This is a genomic window from Streptomyces asoensis, from assembly GCF_016860545.1.
Classification (GTDB): Bacteria; Actinomycetota; Actinomycetes; order Streptomycetales; family Streptomycetaceae; genus Streptomyces; species Streptomyces asoensis.
This window is the reverse complement of sequence record NZ_BNEB01000003.1, coordinates 2059841-2078055: the sequence shown is the minus strand read 5'-3', so window position 1 is coordinate 2078055 and position 18215 is coordinate 2059841. Positions and strand designations below refer to the sequence as shown.

Below are 18215 nucleotides of genomic sequence, written 5' to 3'. Positions count from 1 at the left end.
AGGTGCCCCATGGGAAGCATCTTGTGAAAGTAGGCAGTGGAGGTCACCTTACCGGCGAAGGTACCGCCCTAGGAACGACCGACCGGGGATACCCCATATGTGGGATATCCCCGGTCGGGATCGCTCAAGTCATCGAGGCGCCTGTGGTGTTCAGACGAGCTCGGTGACGGTACCGCCGGCGGCGGTGATCTTCTCCTTGGCGGAGCCGGAGACGGCGTCGACCGTCACCTGGAGCGCCACGGAGATCTCGCCCTGGCCGAGGACCTTGACGAGGCTGTTCTTGCGAACGGCACCCTTGGCGACGAGACCCTCGACGGTGACCTCGCCACCCTCCGGGTACAGCGCCGCCAGCTTGTCGAGGTTCACGACCTGGAACTCGGTCTTGAACGGGTTCTTGAAGCCCTTGAGCTTCGGGAGACGCATGTGGAGGGGCATCTGCCCACCCTCGAAGCGCTCCGGAACCTGGTAACGGGCCTTCGTGCCCTTGGTACCACGACCGGCCGTCTTACCCTTCGACGCCTCACCACGACCGACACGGGTCTTGGCGGTCTTGGCGCCCGGGGCGGGACGGAGGTTGTGGATCTTGAGCGGGTTGTTCTCCGCCATGATCAGTCGACCTCCTCAACCGTCACGAGGTGGCGGACGGTGTGCACCATTCCGCGGAACTCGGGGCGGTCCTCCTTGACGACCACGTCGTTCAGGCGCTTGAGCCCGAGCGAACGCAGGGTGTCACGGTGGTTCTGCTTGCTGCCGATGTACGACTTCGTCTGCGTGATCTTGAGGCGGGCCATTACGCACCAGCCCCGGCACGCGCACGGAGCAGAGCCGCGGGAGCGACGTCCTCGAGGGGCAGACCGCGGCGGGCCGCGATCTCCTCGGGACGCTGCAGGCCCTTGAGGGCCTCCACGGTCGCGTGCACGATGTTGATCGCGTTCGACGAACCGAGCGACTTCGACAGGATGTCGTGCACGCCGGCGCACTCGAGCACGGCACGCACCGGGCCACCGGCGATGACGCCGGTACCGGGGGAAGCAGGCTTGAGCAGGACGACGCCCGCGGCCTTCTCGCCCGTGATCGGGTGCGGGATGGTGCCCTGGATACGCGGGACCTTGAAGAAGTGCTTCTTGGCCTCCTCAACGCCCTTGGCGATGGCGGCCGGCACCTCCTTGGCCTTGCCGTAACCGACACCCACGGTGCCGTCACCGTCGCCCACCACGACCAGCGCGGTGAAGCTGAAGCGACGACCACCCTTCACAACCTTGGCGACACGGTTGATCGCGACAACGCGCTCAACGTACGCGGTCTTCTCGGCGGCAGCAGCGCCGCCGTCACGGCCCTTCCGGTCCCGCCGCTCGCCGCCACCGGCACCGCTTCCGCGGCGCTGGGGTCCAGCCATTGGATTACCTCTCTCTTTTTCCGCTAGCTACGCAGCGACCTAGGTCGCTAGCGCGACGGGCGACTCAGAACTTGAGTCCGGCTTCGCGGGCGGCGTCCGCCAGGGCGGCGATGCGCCCGGCGTACTGGTTACCACCACGGTCGAACACGACAGCCTCGACACCGGCGGCCTTGGCGCGCTCGGCGACCAGGGCGCCGACCGACTTGGCCTGCGCGGACTTGTCGCCCTCGCCGCCGCGGATCGACGTGTCCAGGGTCGACGCCGACGCCAGGGTGTGACCCTTGATGTCGTCGATGACCTGGGCCACGATGTGGCGGTTCGAGCGCGTCACGACGAGACGCGGACGCTCAGCCGTACCCGAGATGTGCTTACGGATCCGGATGTGGCGACGCTTGATCGCGGCACGCTTGTAAGCGTCGCCCTTGAGGATCTTCTGTCCGTATGCCATGGCTTACTTACCCGCCTTTCCGACCTTGCGGCGGATGACTTCGCCCTCGTACTTGACGCCCTTGGCCTTGTACGGGTCGGGCTTGCGCAGCTTGCGGATGTTGGCCGCAACCTCGCCGACCTTCTGCTTGTCGATGCCCTCGACCGAGAACCGGGTGGGGTTCTCGACCTTGAAGGAGATTCCCTCGGGGGCCTCGACGGTGATCGGGTGGCTGTAACCGAGCGCGAACTCGAGGTTCGAGCCCTTCGCGGTCACGCGGTAACCGACACCACTGATCTCGAGCTTCTTCACGTAACCCTGGGTCACGCCGGTGATCATGTTCGCCACCAGCGTGCGGGACAGGCCGTGCAGGGCCTTGCTCTGACGCTCGTCGTTGGGGCGGGTGACGTTCAGGACGCCGTCCTCACCCTTGGCGATCTCGATCGGCGCGACGACGGTGTGGGTCAGCGAGCCCTTGGGACCCTTGACCGAGACCGTCTGGCCGTCGATGGTGACGTCCACGCCGGCGGGAACCGTGATAGGGAGCTTGCCAATACGCGACATAGCTTTTTCCGTTCCCTTCCGCTACCAGACGTAGGCGAGGACTTCTCCGCCTACGCCCTTCTTGCCGGCCTGCTTGTCGGTGAGGAGACCGTGCGACGTGGAGATGATCGCCACGCCGAGGCCGCCCAGCACCTTGGGCAGGGAGGTGGACTTCGCGTAAACCCGGAGACCGGGCTTGGAGATCCGCTTGATGCCCGCAATGGAGCGCTCGCGGTTCGGGCCGAACTTGAGCTCGAGGGTGAGGTTCTTGCCGACCTCGGCGTCCTCGACCTTCCAGCCCGTGATGAAGCCCTCCTGCTGGAGGATCTCCGCGATGTGAGACTTGATCTTGGACGCCGGCATCGTCACGGAATCGTGGTACGCCGAGTTCGCGTTCCGCAGACGCGTCAACATGTCTGCGATCGGATCAGTCATGGTCATGAATTGGCCTGTGGCCTCTCTCGCCGGGGTTTCCTGGTGCGCCATCCCTCTCCCCGATCCGAGACGGGACGGGTGCGGCGCGGTGGACCTACGGCGTAGTAAGTCGTACGGGCGACTGTCAGGCGCCCAACCCTCCAAGCCTAAGCCATGGAGAGGGGGGCGCCTGACACGCCCATTGCTTACCGAGAGCCTCTGGAACCCCTAAAAAGGGGGTTTACCAGGAGCTCTTGGTCACGCCCGGCAGCTCGCCACGGTGAGCCATCTCACGAAGGCACACACGGCAGAGGCCGAACTTGCGGTACACGGAGTGGGGACGGCCGCAACGCTGGCAGCGGTTGTACGCGCGCACAGCGAACTTGGGCTTGCGAGCAGCCTTCGCGATCAGAGCCTTCTTCGCCATCTCGCTCACGCCTCCTTGAAGGGGAAGCCGAGGTGACGAAGGAGCGCACGGCCCTCAGCGTCGTTGGTCGCCGTGGTGACCACGGTGATGTCCATACCCCGGACACGGTCGATCTTGTCCTGGTCGATCTCGTGGAACATGACCTGCTCCGTGAGACCGAAGGTGTAGTTGCCACGTCCGTCGAACTGCTTGGGGGACAGACCGCGGAAGTCGCGGATGCGCGGGAGCGCGAGCGACAGGGTGCGGTCCAGGAACTCCCACATGCGGTCGCCACGGAGGGTGACGTGGGCACCGATCGGCTGGCCCTCACGCAGCTTGAACTGCGCGATGGACTTGCGGGCCTTGGTGACGGCCGGCTTCTGACCGGTGATCGTGGTGAGGTCGCGGATGGCGCCCTCGATCAGCTTGGAGTCGCGGGCGGCGTCGCCCACACCCATGTTGACCACGATCTTGACGAGGCCGGGGATCTGCATGACGTTCTCGTACGAGAACTCCTCACGCAGCTTGCCCGCGATCTCCTCGCGGTACTTCGTCTTGAGACGCGGAGTGGTGGTGGTAGCCATCAGATGTCCTCACCCGTCCGCTTGGCAACGCGGATCTTGTTGCCCTCGTCGTCGAAGCGGTAACCGACGCGCGTGACGACCTTGTTGCCGTCCTTCTCCACGACCAGCTGAACGTTGGACACGTGGATCGGGGCCTCGGTGGTCACGATGCCGCCGGCCTGGGAGCCGCTGGCGGTCGGACCGGCCTTCGTGTGCTTCTTGACCCGGTTGACACCCTCGACCAGGACGCGGTCCTCGCGGGGGAAGGCCGCGATGACCTTGCCCTGCTTGCCCTTGTCCTTACCGGTGATGACCTGGACCAGGTCGCCCTTCTTGATCTTCATGCTTACAGCACCTCCGGAGCCAGCGAGATGATCTTCATGAACTTCTTCTCGCGCAGCTCCCGGCCGACCGGGCCGAAGATGCGGGTGCCACGAGGGTCGCCGTCGTTCTTCAGAATGACGGCGGCGTTCTCGTCGAAGCGGATGTACGAGCCGTCCGGACGGCGGCGCTCCTTGACGGTGCGAACGATGACCGCCTTGATGACGTCACCCTTCTTCACGTTGCCGCCGGGGATCGCGTCCTTGACGGTGGCGACGATGACGTCACCGATGCCCGCGTAGCGGCGACCGGAGCCACCGAGCACACGGATGCAAAGGATCTCCTTCGCACCAGTGTTGTCGGCGACCCGAAGTCGCGACTCCTGCTGGATCACGTCTATCTCCTGTGTGTCTGCCGGTTCCCCGCAGGGGCCTCATACGAGGACCCCTGCGGAGCCTGGCGGAACTGTCCTGCGAGGGATGCCCCGCAGGAGGATTACTTGGCCTTCTCGAGGATCTCGACGACGCGCCAGCGCTTCGTCGCGGACAGCGGCCGGGTCTCCGCGAGGAGGACACGGTCGCCGACGCCCGCGGCGTTCTGCTCGTCGTGAGCCTTGAGCTTGTTCGTACGGCGGATGACCTTGCCGTACAGCGCGTGCTTCACACGGTCCTCGACGGCGACGACGACGGTCTTGTCCATCTTGTCGCTGACGACGAGACCCTCACGGGTCTTGCGGAAACCGCGCGCCTCGGGGGTGTTCTCAGTCACGTTGCTCTCGCTCATCAGGCGCTCTCCACCGTCTCGATGCCCAGCTCGCGCTCACGCATCAGGGTGTAGATCCGCGCGATGTCCTTACGGACGGCCTTGAGCCGACCGTGGTTCTCGAGCTGACCCGTCGCCGCCTGGAAGCGGAGGTTGAACAGCTCTTCCTTGGCTTCGCGGAGCTTGTTGAGCAGCTCCTCGTCACCCAGTTCGCGCAGCTCGGACGCCTTGGTACCGGCCGACATCACGCTTCACCTGCCTCGCGCTTGACGATCCGGCACTTCATCGGCAGCTTGTGGGCTGCGCGAGTGAGGGCCTCACGGGCGATCTTCTCGTTGGGGTAGGACAGCTCGAACATGACCCGGCCCGGGTGCACGTTCGCGATCCACCACTCGGGAGAACCCTTACCGGAACCCATGCGGGTCTCGGCGGGCTTCTTCGTGAGCGGGCGGTCCGGGTAGATGTTGATCCAGACCTTGCCGCCACGCTTGATGTGGCGGGTCATCGCGATACGGGCCGCCTCGATCTGGCGGTTGGTCACGTACGCCGGCGTGAGGGCCTGAATGCCGTACTCGCCGAACGCAACCGTCGTACCGCCCTTGGCCATACCACGGCGCTTCGGGTGGTGCTGCTTGCGGTGCTTGACCCTACGGGGGATCAGCATGTCGGTCAGGCCTCCGTTCCGGTGCTCTCAGCCGGAGCGGCAGCCGCCGGAGCCTCGGCCTTGGGGGCCTCGGCGGCGGGAGCCTGCTGCGGCTTGCGACCGCGACCGCCACGCTCGCCACCGCGGCCACCGCGGCCGGCCGGGCGGTCAGCGCCGCCACGAGCCGGACGGTTGCCTGCGCGGGCGGCGGCGTTCTCGGCGCGGACCTCGGCGATGTTCTTGACGTCGCCCTTGTAGATCCAGACCTTCACGCCGATGCGGCCGAAGGTCGTCTTGGCCTCGAAGAAGCCGTAGTCCACGTTCGCGCGGAGCGTGTGCAGGGGCACACGGCCCTCGCGGTAGAACTCCGAGCGGGACATCTCGGCGCCACCGAGGCGGCCACCGCACTGGATCTTGATGCCCTTGGCGCCCGCCTTCATCGCCGACTGCATGCTCTTGCGCATGGCACGACGGAAGGAGACGCGGGAGGAGAGCTGCTCGGCGACGGCCTGGGCCACCAGCTGAGCGTCGACCTCGGGGTTCTTGACCTCGAGGATGTTCAGCTGGACCTGCTTCTTGGTCAGCTTCTCCAGGTCGCCGCGGATACGGTCGGCCTCGGCGCCGCGGCGGCCGATGACGATGCCCGGACGCGCGGTGTGGATGTCGACGCGGACGCGGTCACGCGTACGCTCGATCTCCACCTTCGAGATGCCGGCGCGCTCCATGCCGGACGTCATCATCCGACGGATGGCGACGTCCTCGCCGACGTACTCCTTGTACGACTTGTCGGCGTACCACCGGGACTTGAAGTCCGTGGTGATGCCGAGCCGGAACCCGTGCGGGTTAACCTTCTGGCCCATTACCGGGTCCCTTCCTTGCTGCTGACGACCACGGTGATGTGGCTGGTCCGCTTGCGGATCCGGTAGGCGCGGCCCTGGGCGCGCGGACGGAACCGCTTCAGGGTCGGGCCCTCGTCGACGTACGCCTCGGAGATGAAGAGGCTGTCGGCGTCAGTGTGGTCGTAGTTGTGCGCGGCGTTGGCGATGGCGCTGTCAAGCACCTTGCCGACCGGCACGCTCGCGGCCTGCGGGGCGAAACGCAGGACCGCCTGAGCCTCCGTGGCGTCCATGCCACGGATAAGGTCCACCACCCGGCGGGCCTTCATGGGCGTGACGCGGATGTACCGCGCCTGGGCCCTGGCTTCCATGGTTGTCCTTCCAGTGTCTGTCATGGTCATTCCACCCCGCGTTAGCGGCGCTTCGACTTCCGGTCGTCCTTGACGTGACCCCGGAAGGTGCGCGTCGGCGAGAACTCGCCGAGCTTGTGGCCGACCATCGACTCGGTGACAAACACCGGAATGTGGGTCTTGCCGTTGTGCACCGCGATCGTGTGACCCAGCATGGCCGGGATGATCATCGAGCGACGGGACCAGGTCTTGATGACGTTCTTGGAACCGGCTTCGTTCTGGGCGTCCACCTTCTTCACGAGGTGTCCGTCGACGAAGGGCCCCTTCTTGAGACTGCGCGGCATCTAAACCCGCTCCTAGCGCTTCTTGTTCGTCTTGCGGCGGCGGACGATGTACTTGTTCGAAGCCTTCTTCGGCGAACGAGTACGACCCTCCTTCTGACCCCAGGGGCTGACCGGGTGGCGACCACCGGAGGTCTTGCCCTCACCACCACCGTGGGGGTGGTCAACCGGGTTCATCGCCACACCGCGAACGGTCGGGCGGACGCCCAGCCAGCGCTTGCGGCCGGCCTTGCCCCAGTTGATGTTGCTCTGCTCGGCGTTGCCGACCTCGCCGACCGTGGCGCGGCAGCGCTGGTCGACCAGGCGGATCTCACCGGACGGCATGCGGAGGTGGGCCATGGTGCCCTCCTTCGCGAGCAGCTGCACCGAGGCGCCGGCGGAGCGGGCGAACTTGGCGCCGCCACCGGGACGGATCTCGATCGCGTGGATCGTGGTACCGACCGGGATGTTGCGGAGCGCCAGGTTGTTGCCCGGCTTGATGTCGGCCCCGGGACCGTTCTCGACGCGGTCACCCTGCTGCAGGTTGCGCGGGGCGAGGATGTAGCGCTTCTCGCCGTCGGCGTAGTGCAGCAGCGCGATGCGCGCGGTGCGGTTGGGGTCGTACTCGATGTGCGCGACCTTCGCCGGCACGCCGTCCTTGTCGTGACGACGGAAGTCGATCACTCGGTAGGCGCGCTTGTGTCCGCCACCCTGGTGGCGAACGGTCACACGACCGGCGTTGTTACGGCCGCCCTTGCTGTGCAGCGGGCGGACCAGCGACTTCTCCGGCGTGGACCGCGTGACCTCGACGAAGTCGGCGACGCTGGAGCCACGACGGCCCGGCGTAGTCGGCTTGTACTTGCGGATTCCCATTATTCAGTCCTCGTCCGATATCGGACGATCCGGACCGCCCTCAGGCGGTCGGACCGCCGAAGATGTCGATACGGTCGCCCTCAGCAAGGGTCACGATCGCTCGCTTCGTGCCGGCGCGCTGACCGAAACCGGTCTTGGTGCGCTTGCGCTTGCCGATGCGGTTGATCGTGTTGACCCCGGTGACCTTGACCGAGAAGACCGCCTGGACGGCCTGCTTGATCTGGGTCTTGTTGGCGTTCGGGTCGACGATGAACGTGTACTTGTTCTCGTCGAGGAGCGCGTAGCTCTTCTCCGACACGACCGGCTTCAGCAGCACGTCACGGGGGTCCGTGTACGCCTTGCTGGGCGCGGTGACGACGGTGTTCTTGCCTTCGGTGGCGTGGCGCTTCGCCTTGGCGACGCGCGCGGCCTTGGCGACCTTGGCCGCCTTGGAGGCGATGCTCGGGTGACGCGTAGCCATCAGGCGTCACTCCCTTCGGTGTCGTTGGCCTTCGGGCCGGCGACGAAGGACTCGAGAGCGGCCTGGGTGAAGACCACGTCGTCCGAGACGATCACGTCGTACGTGTTCAGCTGGCCCGGCTCCAGGATGTGCACCTGGGGCAGGTTGCGGGCGGACAGCCACGCGGCCTCGTCGGCGCGGTCGACGACCAGGAGCAGGTTCTTGCGCTCCGAGATCTTGCCGAACAGCGTGCGAGCGGCCTTCGTGGAGGGAGCCTCGCCCTCGATCACGCCGGTGACGACGTGGATGCGGTTGTGGCGGGCCCGGTCGGTGAGGGCGTGACGCAGAGCGGCAGCCTTCATCTTCTTCGGGGTCCGCTGCGAGTAGTCGCGCGGCACGGGACCGTGCACGACGCCACCACCGGCGAACTGCGGCGCGCGGGTAGAGCCCTGGCGCGCACGGCCGGTGCCCTTCTGACGGTAAGGCTTCTTACCGCCACCACGAACCTCGCCGCGGGTCTTGGTCTTGTGCGTGCCCTGACGGGCAGCCGCGTTCTGCGCGACGACGACCTGGTGGATCAGCGGGATGCTGACCTTCTCCACGCCGAAGATCTCCGCGGGGAGCTCGACGCTTCCGGTCTTCTCGCCGGCAGGCGAAAGGATGTCAACAGTGCTCATCGGTTACCTCAGGCCCCCTTGGCCGCGGTGCGGACCAGGACGAGGCCGCCGTTCGGACCGGGGACGGCGCCCTTGATGAGCAGCAGACCCTTCTCCGCGTCAACGGCGTGGACGGTCAGGTTCTGGGTGGTGACACGCTCGTTGCCCATGCGACCCGCCATGCGGAGGCCCTTGAACACGCGGCCCGGGGTGGCGCAGCCACCGATGGAACCGGGAGAGCGGTGCTTGCGCTGGGTGCCGTGTCCGGCGCCGAGGCCCTTGAAGTTGTGACGCTTCATGACACCGGCGAAGCCCTTGCCCTTGCTCTTGCCGGTCACGTCGACCTTCACGCCGGCCTCGAAGACCTCGGCGGTGATTTCCTGACCGAGCGTGTACTCGGCGGCATCGGCCGTCCGGATCTCGACGAGGTGGCGACGGGGCGTGACGTCGGCCTTGGCGAAGTGGCCCTTGAGGGGCTTGTTCACCTTGCGCGGGTCGATCTCGCCGAAGGCGATCTGGACCGACTCGTAGCCGTCACTGTCGTTCGTACGGACCTGGGTCACGACGTTGGGGCCGGCCTTGACGACGGTGACCGGAACAACACGGTTGTTCTCGTCCCACACCTGCGTCATGCCGAGCTTCTCGCCCAGGATGCCCTTGATCTGCTTAGCCATTCTCAGATCACCAGCCCTCAGAGCTTGATCTCGATGTCGACACCGGCCGGGAGGTCGAGTCGCATCAGAGAGTCAACGGTCTTGGGGGTCGGGTCGAGGATGTCGATCAGGCGCTTGTGCGTGCGCATCTCGAAGTGCTCGCGCGAGTCCTTGTACTTGTGCGGCGACTTGATGACGCAGTACACGTTCTTCTCAGTGGGCAGCGGCACCGGGCCCGCGACCGACGCACCAGTGCGGGTCACCGTCTCGACGATCTTCTTCGCCGAGGAGTCGATGACCTCGTGGTCGTAGGCCTTGAGCCGGATGCGGATCTTCTGTCCCGCCATGGCTACTCAGTAGTCCTGTCTCTTCTAACGCTCTGGAACCAAGTGGTCCGTTTACTTCGATCCTCCGACCCACGCGGTCGGGTGTGTCGCGCTCTCACCGACACAGATGCCCCTTGTTCGAACATCCCTGCCGGGAAAACACGGCCCTTCCGGAACCGCAAGCCGGGGACGAAAGGTCCACCGGGTGCCTGGTCGGCGCCGCACTGAAGCTTCCCGAAAGATTCCCGTACGTCCGCCCCAGCGCTGCCATCAGGCAGTTAGGGCGACGAGTACTGTGGGACTCGCTTTCGGTCCTCCCGGCGGGAGGCGCACAGCATCAACACTCGACCGAGCAACTCCGACAGTCTGCCATATGGGGCACTGCCTCCGCCAATCGAGCCGGAGACAATACCCCGAGAGTGACGCAGGTCAAACGCGGCGCCCTTGGTGGCGCGCCGTTCGGGGCCCGGATGCGAGGCCGGTCACCGTGAACCCGTTCGGGAGCTGCGGGTGACAACGGGTGCATCCGACCGACGGCAGACGGAGACCGCGTGAACAGCCCACCTGGCAGACATGACGAGGACGCCCGCGTCATATCCGACTCCCTCACCCGGCCCGAGGTGTTCGGGGAGCTCTACCACCGCCCAGGCCGCACAGGCCCGACTGGCCGGCGCCCTGGCCGGTCTCTCCCGCGCCGAACGGGACGTCCTGCTGCTGGTCGCCCGGGCGGACCTCGGCCACCAGGAGGTCGCCGAGGCGCTGTCGGTCCCGGTGGGCACGGTGTGCTCCCGCCTCAGCCGGGCGGCTGCGGGCGGACGCCCCCTGCCCGACCACGCCCGGCTCGCCCCGGCCCACCGGCGGCTGCTGGACGAGATCGGGGAGCGCCCCCGGCGCGGACGGGCCGGCCGGCGGACTGGAGCTGAATCGACGGCACCGGCCGCGACACGGACCGGGAGCGCGACAGCATGCAGGTGCTGCTCGACCCGGAGCCCCTCGCCGCGGCGGCGGCGACCGCGGGCATGCGAAAGGGCCCGTACGACCGGAGTCGTACGGGCCCCCTCAGGTGCTCAGCTCAGGCTGGAGCTACCAGGTCGATCAGCAAGTACTACTTGGTGATCTTGGTGACCTGGCCGGCGCCCACCGTGCGGCCACCCTCACGGATGGCGAACTTCAGGCCCTCTTCCATGGCGATGGGCTGGATGAGCTGCACCGACATCTCGGTGTTGTCACCCGGCATGACCATCTCGGTGCCCTCGGGGAGGGTCACAACACCGGTCACGTCAGTCGTACGGAAGTAGAACTGCGGACGGTAGTTGTTGAAGAACGGCGTGTGGCGGCCACCCTCGTCCTTGGACAGGATGTAGGCCTGCGCCTCGAACTCGGTGTGCGGGGTGACCGAACCCGGCTTGATGATGACCTGGCCGCGCTCGACGTCCTCGCGCTTGATGCCGCGGAGCAGCAGACCGACGTTCTCACCGGCCTGGCCCTCGTCGAGCAGCTTGCGGAACATCTCGATACCGGTGACCGTGGTGGTGGTCTTCTCGGTCTTGATGCCGATGATGTCGACGGTCTCGTTGACCTTCAGGACACCACGCTCGATACGGCCGGTGACGACCGTACCGCGACCGGTGATCGTGAAGACGTCCTCGATGGGCATGAGGAACGGCTTGTCGACGTCGCGCTCCGGCTCCGGGATCGACTCGTCGACGGCCTGCATGAGGTCGAGAACCGACTGACCCCACTCGGCGTCGCCCTCGAGGGCCTTGAGCGCGGAGACCTTGACGACCGGCAGGTCGTCGCCCGGGAACTCGTACTCGGAGAGGAGCTCACGGACCTCGAGCTCGACGAGCTCCAGGATCTCCTCGTCGTCCACCATGTCGGCCTTGTTCAGGGCGACGACGATGTACGGAACGCCGACCTGGCGGGCCAGGAGCACGTGCTCCTTGGTCTGCGGCATCGGGCCGTCGGTGGCGGCGACCACGAGGATGGCGCCGTCCATCTGGGCAGCACCGGTGATCATGTTCTTGATGTAGTCCGCGTGACCCGGGCAGTCGACGTGCGCGTAGTGACGCGTCTCCGTCTGGTACTCGACGTGCGCGATGGAGATGGTGATACCGCGCTGGCGCTCTTCGGGAGCCTTGTCGATCTGGTCGAAGGCCGAGGCCTCGTTCAGGTCCGGGTACTTGTCGTGCAGCACCTTGGTAATGGCGGCCGTGAGGGTCGTCTTACCGTGGTCGATGTGACCGATGGTGCCGATGTTGACGTGCGGCTTAGTCCGCTCGAACTTCGCCTTCGCCACGGGGGTCCTCCTGGGAGTGGTTCTGGAACGCCTTGCTTCATCGGCGCCAGGTGATCTTTGCTGGAAAGCCCGGGTCCAGGGGGCAAACAACCGGGATGCGGCTGTTTGCCCCTTGAGGCTCCGGAGTCAAGCCTACGGCGTGTGAACGGAGTGCGTTACTCGCCCTTGGCCTTCGCGATGATCTCCTCGGCGACGTTCCGGGGAACCTCGGCGTAGGAGTCGAACTGCATCGAGTAGCTCGCGCGACCCGACGTCTTGCTGCGGAGGTCGCCGACGTAGCCGAACATCTCCGACAGCGGCACCAGGCCCTTGACGACACGGGCACCGGCCCGCTCCTCCATGGCCTGGATCTGACCACGGCGGGAGTTGATGTCGCCGATGACCTCGCCCATGTAGTCCTCGGGCGTGGTGACCTCGACGGCCATCATCGGCTCGAGCAGCACGGGGCTGGCCTTGCGGGCGGCCTCCTTGAAGGCCTGCGAGCCGGCGATCTTGAACGCGAGCTCGGAGGAGTCCACCTCGTGGTAGCCACCGTCGAGCAGGGTGACGCGCACGCCGGTCATCTCGTAACCGGCGAGGATGCCGAACTGCATGGCCTCCTGCGCACCGGCGTCCACCGAAGGGATGTACTCCTTCGGGATACGGCCACCGGTCACCTTGTTCACGAACTCGTAGGACGCGTCGCCGCCCTCGATCGGCTCGATCGCGATCTGCACCTTGGCGAACTGGCCGGTACCACCAGTCTGCTTCTTGTGCGTGTAGTCGACCCGGTCGACCGCCTTGCGGATGGTCTCGCGGTAGGCGACCTGCGGCTTGCCGACGTTGGCCTCGACCTTGAACTCACGGCGCATACGGTCGACCAGCACCTCGAGGTGCAGCTCGCCCATACCACCGATGATGGTCTGGCCGGTCTCCTCGTCCGAGTGGACCTGGAACGACGGGTCCTCCTCGGCCAGGCGCTGGATCGCGATGCCCAGCTTCTCCTGGTCGCCCTTCGACTTGGGCTCGATGGCGACCTGGATGACCGGAGCCGGGAAGTCCATGGACTCCAGGATCACGGGCTGCTTGTCGTCGCACAGCGTCTCGCCGGTCGTGGTCTGCTTCAGACCCATGACGGCGACGATGTCGCCGGCGCCGACCGCCTCGATCTCCTCACGCTTGTTCGCGTGCATGCGGTAGATCTTGCCGATGCGCTCCTTCTTGCCCTTGACGGAGTTCAGCACGGCGGTGCCGGACACCAGGCGGCCCGAGTAGACCCGGACGAAGGTGAGCTTGCCCAGGTGCGGGTCGCTCATGATCTTGAACGCGAGCGCGGACAGCGGCTCGTCGTCGGACGGCTTGCGCTTGACGACCAGCTCCGGGTCCTTCACGTCGTGGCCTTCGATGGCCTCGACGTCCAGGGGGGAGGGGAGGTAGCGCACGACCGCGTCGAGCAGGGGCTGGACGCCCTTGTTCTTGAACGCGGTACCGCAGAACACGGGGGTGACCGTGACACCGTCGGACTTGCCGGACGCGATGGTGATGCGACGGATCGCGGCGTACAGCTGCTCCACGGAAGGCTCCTGGCCCTCCAGGTACAGCTCCATGATCTCGTCGTCGTTCTCGGCGACGGTCTCGACGAGCTTGCCGCGGTACTCCTCGGCAGCCTCGGTGTGGGTGGCCGGGATGTCGACGACGTCGTACATCTCGCCCTTCTCCGCCTCGGCGGACCACACGAAGGCCTTCATCGTGACCAGGTCGACGACGCCCTTGAAGTCGGCCTCGGCACCGATCGGCAGCTGCATCACGATCGGCGTCGCGCCCAGGCGGCTGCTGATCATGTCGACGCAGCGGTGGAACTCGGCACCGGTCCGGTCGAGCTTGTTGACGAAGCAGATACGCGGCACGCCGTAGCGGTCCGCCTGACGCCACACGGTCTCGGACTGGGGCTCGACACCCGCGACGCCGTCGAACACCGTCACGGCACCGTCGAGCACGCGCAGCGAACGCTCCACCTCGACGGTGAAGTCGACGTGACCCGGGGTGTCGATGATGTTGATGGTGTGGTCGACGTCGGCGAGCGGCCAGTGACAGGTGGTGGCAGCAGAGGTGATCGTGATGCCACGCTCCTGCTCCTGCTCCATCCAGTCCATCGTGGCGGCGCCGTCGTGGACCTCACCGATCTTGTAGGAGACGCCGGTGTAGAACAGGATCCGCTCGGTGGTGGTCGTCTTGCCCGCGTCGATGTGGGCCATGATCCCGATGTTGCGGACCTTGGCCAGGTCAAGTGAAGTGGTAGCCATAAGGCTTTCGTCTTCTCTCGGTCTCGATGTGGGTAGCGACTACCAGCGGTAGTGCGCGAAGGCCTTGTTGGACTCGGCCATCTTGTGGGTGTCCTCGCGCTTCTTCACAGCGGCGCCGAGGCCGTTGGACGCGTCGAGAAGCTCGTTGAGGAGGCGCTCGGTCATGGTCTTCTCGCGACGGGCGCGGGAGTAACCGACGAGCCAGCGCAGCGCCAGGGTGCTCGCGCGACCCGGCTTGACCTCGATCGGGACCTGGTAGGTCGCGCCACCGACACGGCGGGACTTGACCTCGATGGTCGGCTTGATGTTCTCGAGAGCGCGCTTCAGCGTGATGACCGGGTCGTTGCCGGTCTTCTCGCGCAGGCCCTCCATGGCGCCGTAGACGATGCGCTCGGCGGTGGAGCGCTTGCCGTTCAGCAGCACCTTGTTGATGAGCGACGTGACAAGAGGAGAACCGTAGACCGGGTCGATGATGACCGGGCGCTTCGGGGCAGGGCCCTTACGAGGCATTGTTTACTTCTCCTTCTTGGCGCCGTAGCGGCTGCGGGCCTGCTTGCGGTTCTTGACACCCTGGGTGTCGAGCGAACCGCGGATGATCTTGTAGCGAACACCGGGCAGGTCCTTCACACGGCCACCACGCACGAGCACGATGGAGTGCTCCTGCAGGTTGTGTCCCTCACCCGGAATGTAAGCGGTGACCTCGATCCCGCTGGTCAGACGCACACGCGCGACCTTACGCAGGGCCGAGTTCGGCTTCTTCGGGGTGGTCGTGAACACACGCGTGCAGACGCCGCGACGCTGGGGCGAACCCTCGAGTGCGGGCGTCTTGTTCTTCTCGACCTTGTCCTGCCGGCCCTTACGGACCAGCTGCTGGATCGTAGGCACTACTTCTCCGGTTTCTGTGTGCCGAATGGTGAAGCTAACCTGGAACTTCGCCGACCCACGCGGTCGGGTGTGTCGGATCCGGCGGACTCCCGCCGCAAGGCGGGGAGAAGCGCGGATCACGGTGGCCGCTAGCTGGGCCCCGTGTGCGGTTGAAGACACGCACGAGGGCCAGGGCACACCCCAGGCACAAGGTCTGAGCGTACCTAGCGCATTCACTCCGGTCAAAACAGAAGCCCGGCCGCCGACACGCCGGAGGTTTACGGCCGCGTCCCCGGACCCCGCGACAGCGCGTCCGCGGCGTCCGCCGGGCCGGCCGGCCCGCCCACGGAACCCGCGTCCCTCACGTCCCCCGCGGGCACCGCGGGGGACGGCACCGCCGGGCCGCCGGACCGGGGCTCCTGCCGCCGCGCGGCGCCCGCCGCCGTGTCGTGGCCGACGAAGTACGTCGGACGGTTCTGCACCGCCGTGTAGATCCGGCCGACGTATTCACCGAGCAGGCCGACGCAGACCAGCTGGACCGCGCCGATGAACAGCACGCCGATGAACAGGGACGTCCAGCCGGGAACGGTGTGCTGGAAGGCGTGGGCGCTCAGCGTGTAGATCATCAGGCCCAGGCAGACCAGGAACGCGAAGCCGCCGAGCCAGGTGGCGATGCGCAGCGGCGCCGCCGAGAAGCCCGTGACGCTGTCGACGGCCAGGCGGATCATCCGGCCCAGCGGGTACTTGCTCTGGCCGGCCGGGCGGGGAGCCCGCTCGTAGGTGACCTCCCCGCTCGGGAAGCCCAGCCAGGGCACCAGCAGGCGGTAGACGCGCTGCTGGTCCGGAAGGGCCTTCAGGGCGTCCACGGCGGCCCGGCTCAGCAGCCGGAAGTCACCGGCCTGGGCCGGTACGGACGGGCCCGCCAGGCGCCGCACGAGCCGGTAGTACAGGCCCGCCGTCCACCGCTTGAACCCGGTGTCGCTCGCCCGGTCGGCCCGGATGCCGTAGACGATGTCGAGGCTCTCGGCACGGGCCAGCCGGAGCATCTCGGGAATCTTCTCCGGCGGGTCCTGGAGGTCGGCGTCGATGCTGACGACGTACGCGCCGTGCGCCCGGTCCAGGCCCGCGGTGAGGGCGGCCTGGTGCCCGGAGTTGCGGCGCAGCCCGATCACCCGCAGCTGCGGCCAGCCGAGGCGGAAGGCGGCCAGCAGCTCGGCCGTGCGGTCGGTGCTGCCGTCGTCGACAGCGACGACCTCGTAGCCGACCCTGAGGTCCGCGAGCACCGGCCGCAGCCTGCTGACCAGTGCGGGCAGGACCTCTTCCTCGTTGTACATCGGTATGACGACCGACAGGACGGTCGCCGCCGCCGCGGTGTCCGGCGCTTCGGTCACCGGTCCTCCCCCAAGCTGTGGCGCACATGTGCGACTCTGTTGCGATCTTATGACCGCACTCTTATGAGCAAACTTCACGATCATCCGGACAGCGGTACCGCCCTGAGACGTCCGGCGATCGGCCGAGGGGGGACCCCAGCCATGAGCACGGCTTCCAGCGACACGGAGACGGACCCCGCCGTGCCCGACGGGCCCGACGAGCGCGCCCGGAGACCGTACCGTCTCACCCTGCCGGACGGTGTACGACCGTACCTCGCCCCGCTGCTCCTGTACGGCGTCACGAAGCTCGTGGGCCTGACCGTCTTCGCCTGGCTCCTCGAATGGGCCGACGAGTACCAGAAGAAGAACCCGCGTTTCGGCGGCGGCGCCCACTGGTGGGACGTGCTGGCCACCTGGGACGGCTGGTGGTACCTCCAGGTCGCCGAGAAGGGCTACGACCCGCGTCCGCTGGAGCATCTCGCCCCGGGCGGGCTCTTCACCGTCAAGCAGAACTCGGTCGCCTTCTTCCCGCTGTACCCCGGTCTGATCCGGGGCGTCTCGGAGGTCACCGGGCTGGGGCTGTACGGCTCCGGGATCCTGGTCTCGGTGGTGGCCTCGTTCGTCGCGGCGGCGGGCATCTACGCCGTGGTCGCGGCCCTCGCCGGCGTGCGGGCCGGCACCATCGCGGCCGGACTGTGGGCGCTGGTGCCCGGTGCCGGCGTGGAATGGGCGCTCTACTCGGAGTCGCTGTTCGTCGCCATCGCCGCCTGGTGCTGCTACTGCGTGATGAAGCGGCGGTGGGTCGCGGCCGGGCTGCTCGCCTTCGTGGCCGGGCTCAACCGGCCGACGTCCGCGGCGCTCATCGGCGCGGTCGGACTGGCCGCGATCGTCACCCTGGCCCGGCGCGAGAGCAGGCGGGAGCAGGGGATCTCGGGGCCCCTGTACGCCATGTTCGCCGCGCCGCTGGGCCTGCTCACGTACGTCACCTGGGTCGGCCTCGGCATGGGCGACCTGACCGCGTACTTCACGCTCCAGCGCGAGGGGTGGGCGCACTACTTCGACTTCGGCTCGTACACCTTCGACGTGCTGGCCAACACCGCGGTCGGCCGCCACGACTACCTGTTCGCGTTCTCCGTCCCCGACCTGATCGGCGTCCAGCTGGTGCTGGCGCTGCCCTTCCTGATCGCGCTGATGCTGCGCAAGAAGCCGCCGCTGGTGTTGGTCGCGTACACGCTGGCCAGCGTGATCACCGTGCTGGGCACGCAGCAGATGTTCGGCAACACCGGGCGGTACCTGCTGCCGGTCTTCCCGCTGCTGCTCGCCCCGGCGGCGGCACTGAGCCGGCTCAAGTGGCCGAGCCTGGCGGTCTTCTTCGGCACGGCCGCCCTCGCCTCGGGCTGGTACGCCCACTACGTGATCTTCGAACTCGGCATCCCGTAACCACCCCGGCCCGGCCGCCGCTCCCTTGTGGG

The 18215-nt window shown here is 67.0% G+C and carries 27 protein-coding genes and 1 pseudogene; 2 read left to right on the top strand and 26 right to left on the bottom strand.

Translation table 11 applies throughout. The annotated features are described in order from the left end of the window. Positions 1-150: 150 nt before the first annotated feature. From rplO to rpsJ, 21 genes are all read right to left on the bottom strand, one after another. The gene (gene rplO / locus Saso_RS22045; RefSeq protein WP_003974249.1) at positions 151-606 is read right to left on the bottom strand and encodes a 50S ribosomal protein L15; all 456 of its coding nucleotides are present in this window, start codon (positions 604-606) and stop codon (positions 151-153) included. A gap of 2 nt (positions 607-608) precedes the next feature. Further along, positions 609-791, bottom strand: coding sequence for a 50S ribosomal protein L30 (gene rpmD / locus Saso_RS22040; protein ID WP_005313525.1), 183 nt, complete (start codon positions 789-791; stop codon positions 609-611). After that, positions 791-1396 carry a 30S ribosomal protein S5 gene (rpsE, locus tag Saso_RS22035; RefSeq protein WP_020132624.1) on the bottom strand — a complete coding sequence of 202 codons (606 nt, stop codon included), beginning with the start codon at positions 1394-1396 and terminating at the stop codon, positions 791-793. The genes rpmD and rpsE overlap by 1 nt, the downstream gene beginning before the upstream one ends. Before the next feature lie 64 nt (positions 1397-1460). Next, positions 1461-1844 carry a 50S ribosomal protein L18 gene (gene rplR / locus Saso_RS22030; RefSeq protein WP_189925237.1) on the bottom strand — a complete coding sequence of 128 codons (384 nt, stop codon included), beginning with the start codon at positions 1842-1844 and terminating at the stop codon, positions 1461-1463. Between the two features lie 3 nt (positions 1845-1847). Beyond that, the gene (rplF, locus tag Saso_RS22025; protein ID WP_057602881.1) at positions 1848-2387 is read right to left on the bottom strand and encodes a 50S ribosomal protein L6; all 540 of its coding nucleotides are present in this window, start codon (positions 2385-2387) and stop codon (positions 1848-1850) included. Between the two features lie 21 nt (positions 2388-2408). Beyond that, the gene (gene rpsH / locus Saso_RS22020; RefSeq protein ID WP_030788259.1) at positions 2409-2807 is read right to left on the bottom strand and encodes a 30S ribosomal protein S8; all 399 of its coding nucleotides are present in this window, start codon (positions 2805-2807) and stop codon (positions 2409-2411) included. 214 nt (positions 2808-3021) lie between these two features. Continuing rightward, positions 3022-3207: a type Z 30S ribosomal protein S14 gene (locus Saso_RS22015; RefSeq protein ID WP_030890724.1), complete on the bottom strand. Its 186-nt coding sequence runs from the start codon at positions 3205-3207 to the stop codon at positions 3022-3024. Positions 3208-3212: 5 nt separating this feature from the next. Next, complete coding sequence (gene rplE / locus Saso_RS22010; protein WP_030788262.1) at positions 3213-3770, bottom strand: 50S ribosomal protein L5; 558 nt, start codon at positions 3768-3770, stop codon at positions 3213-3215. Next, complete coding sequence (gene rplX / locus Saso_RS22005; RefSeq protein WP_033272457.1) at positions 3770-4093, bottom strand: 50S ribosomal protein L24; 324 nt, start codon at positions 4091-4093, stop codon at positions 3770-3772. The genes rplE and rplX overlap by 1 nt, the downstream gene beginning before the upstream one ends. A gap of 2 nt (positions 4094-4095) precedes the next feature. Continuing rightward, positions 4096-4464: a 50S ribosomal protein L14 gene (rplN, locus tag Saso_RS22000; RefSeq protein ID WP_003992364.1), complete on the bottom strand. Its 369-nt coding sequence runs from the start codon at positions 4462-4464 to the stop codon at positions 4096-4098. Positions 4465-4565: 101 nt separating this feature from the next. Next, positions 4566-4853: a 30S ribosomal protein S17 gene (gene rpsQ, locus Saso_RS21995; protein WP_020132629.1), complete on the bottom strand. Its 288-nt coding sequence runs from the start codon at positions 4851-4853 to the stop codon at positions 4566-4568. Continuing rightward, positions 4853-5077 carry a 50S ribosomal protein L29 gene (gene rpmC / locus Saso_RS21990; protein WP_005481220.1) on the bottom strand — a complete coding sequence of 75 codons (225 nt, stop codon included), beginning with the start codon at positions 5075-5077 and terminating at the stop codon, positions 4853-4855. The genes rpsQ and rpmC overlap by 1 nt, the downstream gene beginning before the upstream one ends. Continuing rightward, the gene (gene rplP, locus Saso_RS21985; RefSeq protein WP_007443989.1) at positions 5077-5496 is read right to left on the bottom strand and encodes a 50S ribosomal protein L16; all 420 of its coding nucleotides are present in this window, start codon (positions 5494-5496) and stop codon (positions 5077-5079) included. Before rplP ends, rpmC begins: the two co-directional genes overlap by 1 nt. Before the next feature lie 5 nt (positions 5497-5501). Beyond that, positions 5502-6335: a 30S ribosomal protein S3 gene (gene rpsC, locus Saso_RS21980; protein WP_069770398.1), complete on the bottom strand. Its 834-nt coding sequence runs from the start codon at positions 6333-6335 to the stop codon at positions 5502-5504. Next, the gene (gene rplV, locus Saso_RS21975; protein WP_003974262.1) at positions 6335-6682 is read right to left on the bottom strand and encodes a 50S ribosomal protein L22; all 348 of its coding nucleotides are present in this window, start codon (positions 6680-6682) and stop codon (positions 6335-6337) included. The genes rpsC and rplV overlap by 1 nt, the downstream gene beginning before the upstream one ends. Positions 6683-6723: 41 nt before the next feature. Continuing rightward, positions 6724-7005 carry a 30S ribosomal protein S19 gene (gene rpsS, locus Saso_RS21970; protein WP_020132632.1) on the bottom strand — a complete coding sequence of 94 codons (282 nt, stop codon included), beginning with the start codon at positions 7003-7005 and terminating at the stop codon, positions 6724-6726. 12 nt (positions 7006-7017) lie between these two features. Beyond that, a complete protein-coding gene (rplB, locus tag Saso_RS21965; protein WP_030039757.1) occupies positions 7018-7854 on the bottom strand; it encodes a 50S ribosomal protein L2 in 837 nt (278 codons plus the stop codon). 40 nt (positions 7855-7894) lie between these two features. Continuing rightward, positions 7895-8314: a 50S ribosomal protein L23 gene (rplW, locus tag Saso_RS21960; RefSeq protein WP_189925239.1), complete on the bottom strand. Its 420-nt coding sequence runs from the start codon at positions 8312-8314 to the stop codon at positions 7895-7897. Continuing rightward, complete coding sequence (gene rplD, locus Saso_RS21955; RefSeq protein WP_189925241.1) at positions 8314-8970, bottom strand: 50S ribosomal protein L4; 657 nt, start codon at positions 8968-8970, stop codon at positions 8314-8316. Before rplD ends, rplW begins: the two co-directional genes overlap by 1 nt. An 8-nt stretch (positions 8971-8978) precedes the next feature. Next, positions 8979-9623: a 50S ribosomal protein L3 gene (rplC, locus tag Saso_RS21950; RefSeq protein WP_069770402.1), complete on the bottom strand. Its 645-nt coding sequence runs from the start codon at positions 9621-9623 to the stop codon at positions 8979-8981. A gap of 17 nt (positions 9624-9640) precedes the next feature. Further along, complete coding sequence (rpsJ, locus tag Saso_RS21945; RefSeq protein ID WP_003948644.1) at positions 9641-9949, bottom strand: 30S ribosomal protein S10; 309 nt, start codon at positions 9947-9949, stop codon at positions 9641-9643. Between the two features lie 642 nt (positions 9950-10591). Here rpsJ and Saso_RS38350 point away from each other — a divergent pair. Then, positions 10592-10738: pseudogene (locus Saso_RS38350) on the top strand (RNA polymerase sigma factor); the annotation flags it as partial. Between the two features lie 295 nt (positions 10739-11033). Here Saso_RS38350 and tuf read toward each other — a convergent pair. From tuf to Saso_RS21915, 5 genes are all read right to left on the bottom strand, one after another. Further along, positions 11034-12227, bottom strand: a complete 1194-nt coding sequence (tuf, locus tag Saso_RS21935; RefSeq protein ID WP_189925244.1) for an elongation factor Tu — start codon at positions 12225-12227, stop codon at positions 11034-11036. A gap of 155 nt (positions 12228-12382) precedes the next feature. Beyond that, positions 12383-14509: an elongation factor G gene (fusA, locus tag Saso_RS21930; protein WP_189925246.1), complete on the bottom strand. Its 2127-nt coding sequence runs from the start codon at positions 14507-14509 to the stop codon at positions 12383-12385. Positions 14510-14548: 39 nt separating this feature from the next. Further along, the gene (rpsG, locus tag Saso_RS21925; RefSeq protein WP_020132641.1) at positions 14549-15019 is read right to left on the bottom strand and encodes a 30S ribosomal protein S7; all 471 of its coding nucleotides are present in this window, start codon (positions 15017-15019) and stop codon (positions 14549-14551) included. A 3-nt stretch (positions 15020-15022) separates the two neighbouring features. Further along, entirely contained in the window at positions 15023-15394 is a 372-nt protein-coding gene (gene rpsL, locus Saso_RS21920; protein WP_003948652.1) for a 30S ribosomal protein S12, read from the bottom strand. A 257-nt stretch (positions 15395-15651) separates the two neighbouring features. Continuing rightward, positions 15652-16764, bottom strand: coding sequence for a glycosyltransferase family 2 protein (locus Saso_RS21915; protein ID WP_189925248.1), 1113 nt, complete (start codon positions 16762-16764; stop codon positions 15652-15654). Between the two features lie 141 nt (positions 16765-16905). Here Saso_RS21915 and Saso_RS21910 point away from each other — a divergent pair, with 141 nt between their 5' ends. Further along, complete coding sequence (locus Saso_RS21910) at positions 16906-18183, top strand: glycosyltransferase family protein (protein ID WP_189925250.1); 1278 nt, start codon at positions 16906-16908, stop codon at positions 18181-18183. Positions 18184-18215 lie beyond the last annotated feature (32 nt).

Excerpts from the sequence above, each read along its gene's own strand:
- rplO (WP_003974249.1), bottom strand. The coding sequence starts at position 606 with ATGGCGGAGAACAACCCGCTCAAGATCCACAACCTCCGTCCCGCCCCG.
- rpmD (WP_005313525.1), bottom strand. The coding sequence starts at position 791 with ATGGCCCGCCTCAAGATCACGCAGACGAAGTCGTACATCGGCAGCAAG.
- rpsE (WP_020132624.1), bottom strand. The coding sequence starts at position 1,396 with ATGGCTGGACCCCAGCGCCGCGGAAGCGGTGCCGGTGGCGGCGAGCGG.
- rplR (WP_189925237.1), bottom strand. The coding sequence starts at position 1,844 with ATGGCATACGGACAGAAGATCCTCAAGGGCGACGCTTACAAGCGTGCC.
- rplF (WP_057602881.1), bottom strand. The coding sequence starts at position 2,387 with ATGTCGCGTATTGGCAAGCTCCCTATCACGGTTCCCGCCGGCGTGGAC.
- rpsH (WP_030788259.1), bottom strand. The coding sequence starts at position 2,807 with ATGACCATGACTGATCCGATCGCAGACATGTTGACGCGTCTGCGGAAC.
- Saso_RS22015 (WP_030890724.1), bottom strand. The coding sequence starts at position 3,207 with ATGGCGAAGAAGGCTCTGATCGCGAAGGCTGCTCGCAAGCCCAAGTTC.
- rplE (WP_030788262.1), bottom strand. The coding sequence starts at position 3,770 with ATGGCTACCACCACCACTCCGCGTCTCAAGACGAAGTACCGCGAGGAG.
- rplX (WP_033272457.1), bottom strand. The coding sequence starts at position 4,093 with ATGAAGATCAAGAAGGGCGACCTGGTCCAGGTCATCACCGGTAAGGAC.
- rpsQ (WP_020132629.1), bottom strand. The coding sequence starts at position 4,853 with ATGAGCGAGAGCAACGTGACTGAGAACACCCCCGAGGCGCGCGGTTTC.
- rpmC (WP_005481220.1), bottom strand. The coding sequence starts at position 5,077 with ATGTCGGCCGGTACCAAGGCGTCCGAGCTGCGCGAACTGGGTGACGAG.
- rplP (WP_007443989.1), bottom strand. The coding sequence starts at position 5,496 with ATGCTGATCCCCCGTAGGGTCAAGCACCGCAAGCAGCACCACCCGAAG.
- rpsC (WP_069770398.1), bottom strand. The coding sequence starts at position 6,335 with ATGGGCCAGAAGGTTAACCCGCACGGGTTCCGGCTCGGCATCACCACG.
- rplV (WP_003974262.1), bottom strand. The coding sequence starts at position 6,682 with ATGGAAGCCAGGGCCCAGGCGCGGTACATCCGCGTCACGCCCATGAAG.
- rpsS (WP_020132632.1), bottom strand. The coding sequence starts at position 7,005 with ATGCCGCGCAGTCTCAAGAAGGGGCCCTTCGTCGACGGACACCTCGTG.
- rplB (WP_030039757.1), bottom strand. The coding sequence starts at position 7,854 with ATGGGAATCCGCAAGTACAAGCCGACTACGCCGGGCCGTCGTGGCTCC.
- rplW (WP_189925239.1), bottom strand. The coding sequence starts at position 8,314 with ATGGCTACGCGTCACCCGAGCATCGCCTCCAAGGCGGCCAAGGTCGCC.
- rplD (WP_189925241.1), bottom strand. The coding sequence starts at position 8,970 with ATGAGCACTGTTGACATCCTTTCGCCTGCCGGCGAGAAGACCGGAAGC.
- rplC (WP_069770402.1), bottom strand. The coding sequence starts at position 9,623 with ATGGCTAAGCAGATCAAGGGCATCCTGGGCGAGAAGCTCGGCATGACG.
- rpsJ (WP_003948644.1), bottom strand. The coding sequence starts at position 9,949 with ATGGCGGGACAGAAGATCCGCATCCGGCTCAAGGCCTACGACCACGAG.
- fusA (WP_189925246.1), bottom strand. The coding sequence starts at position 14,509 with ATGGCTACCACTTCACTTGACCTGGCCAAGGTCCGCAACATCGGGATC.
- rpsG (WP_020132641.1), bottom strand. The coding sequence starts at position 15,019 with ATGCCTCGTAAGGGCCCTGCCCCGAAGCGCCCGGTCATCATCGACCCG.
- Saso_RS21910 (WP_189925250.1), top strand. The coding sequence starts at position 16,906 with ATGAGCACGGCTTCCAGCGACACGGAGACGGACCCCGCCGTGCCCGAC.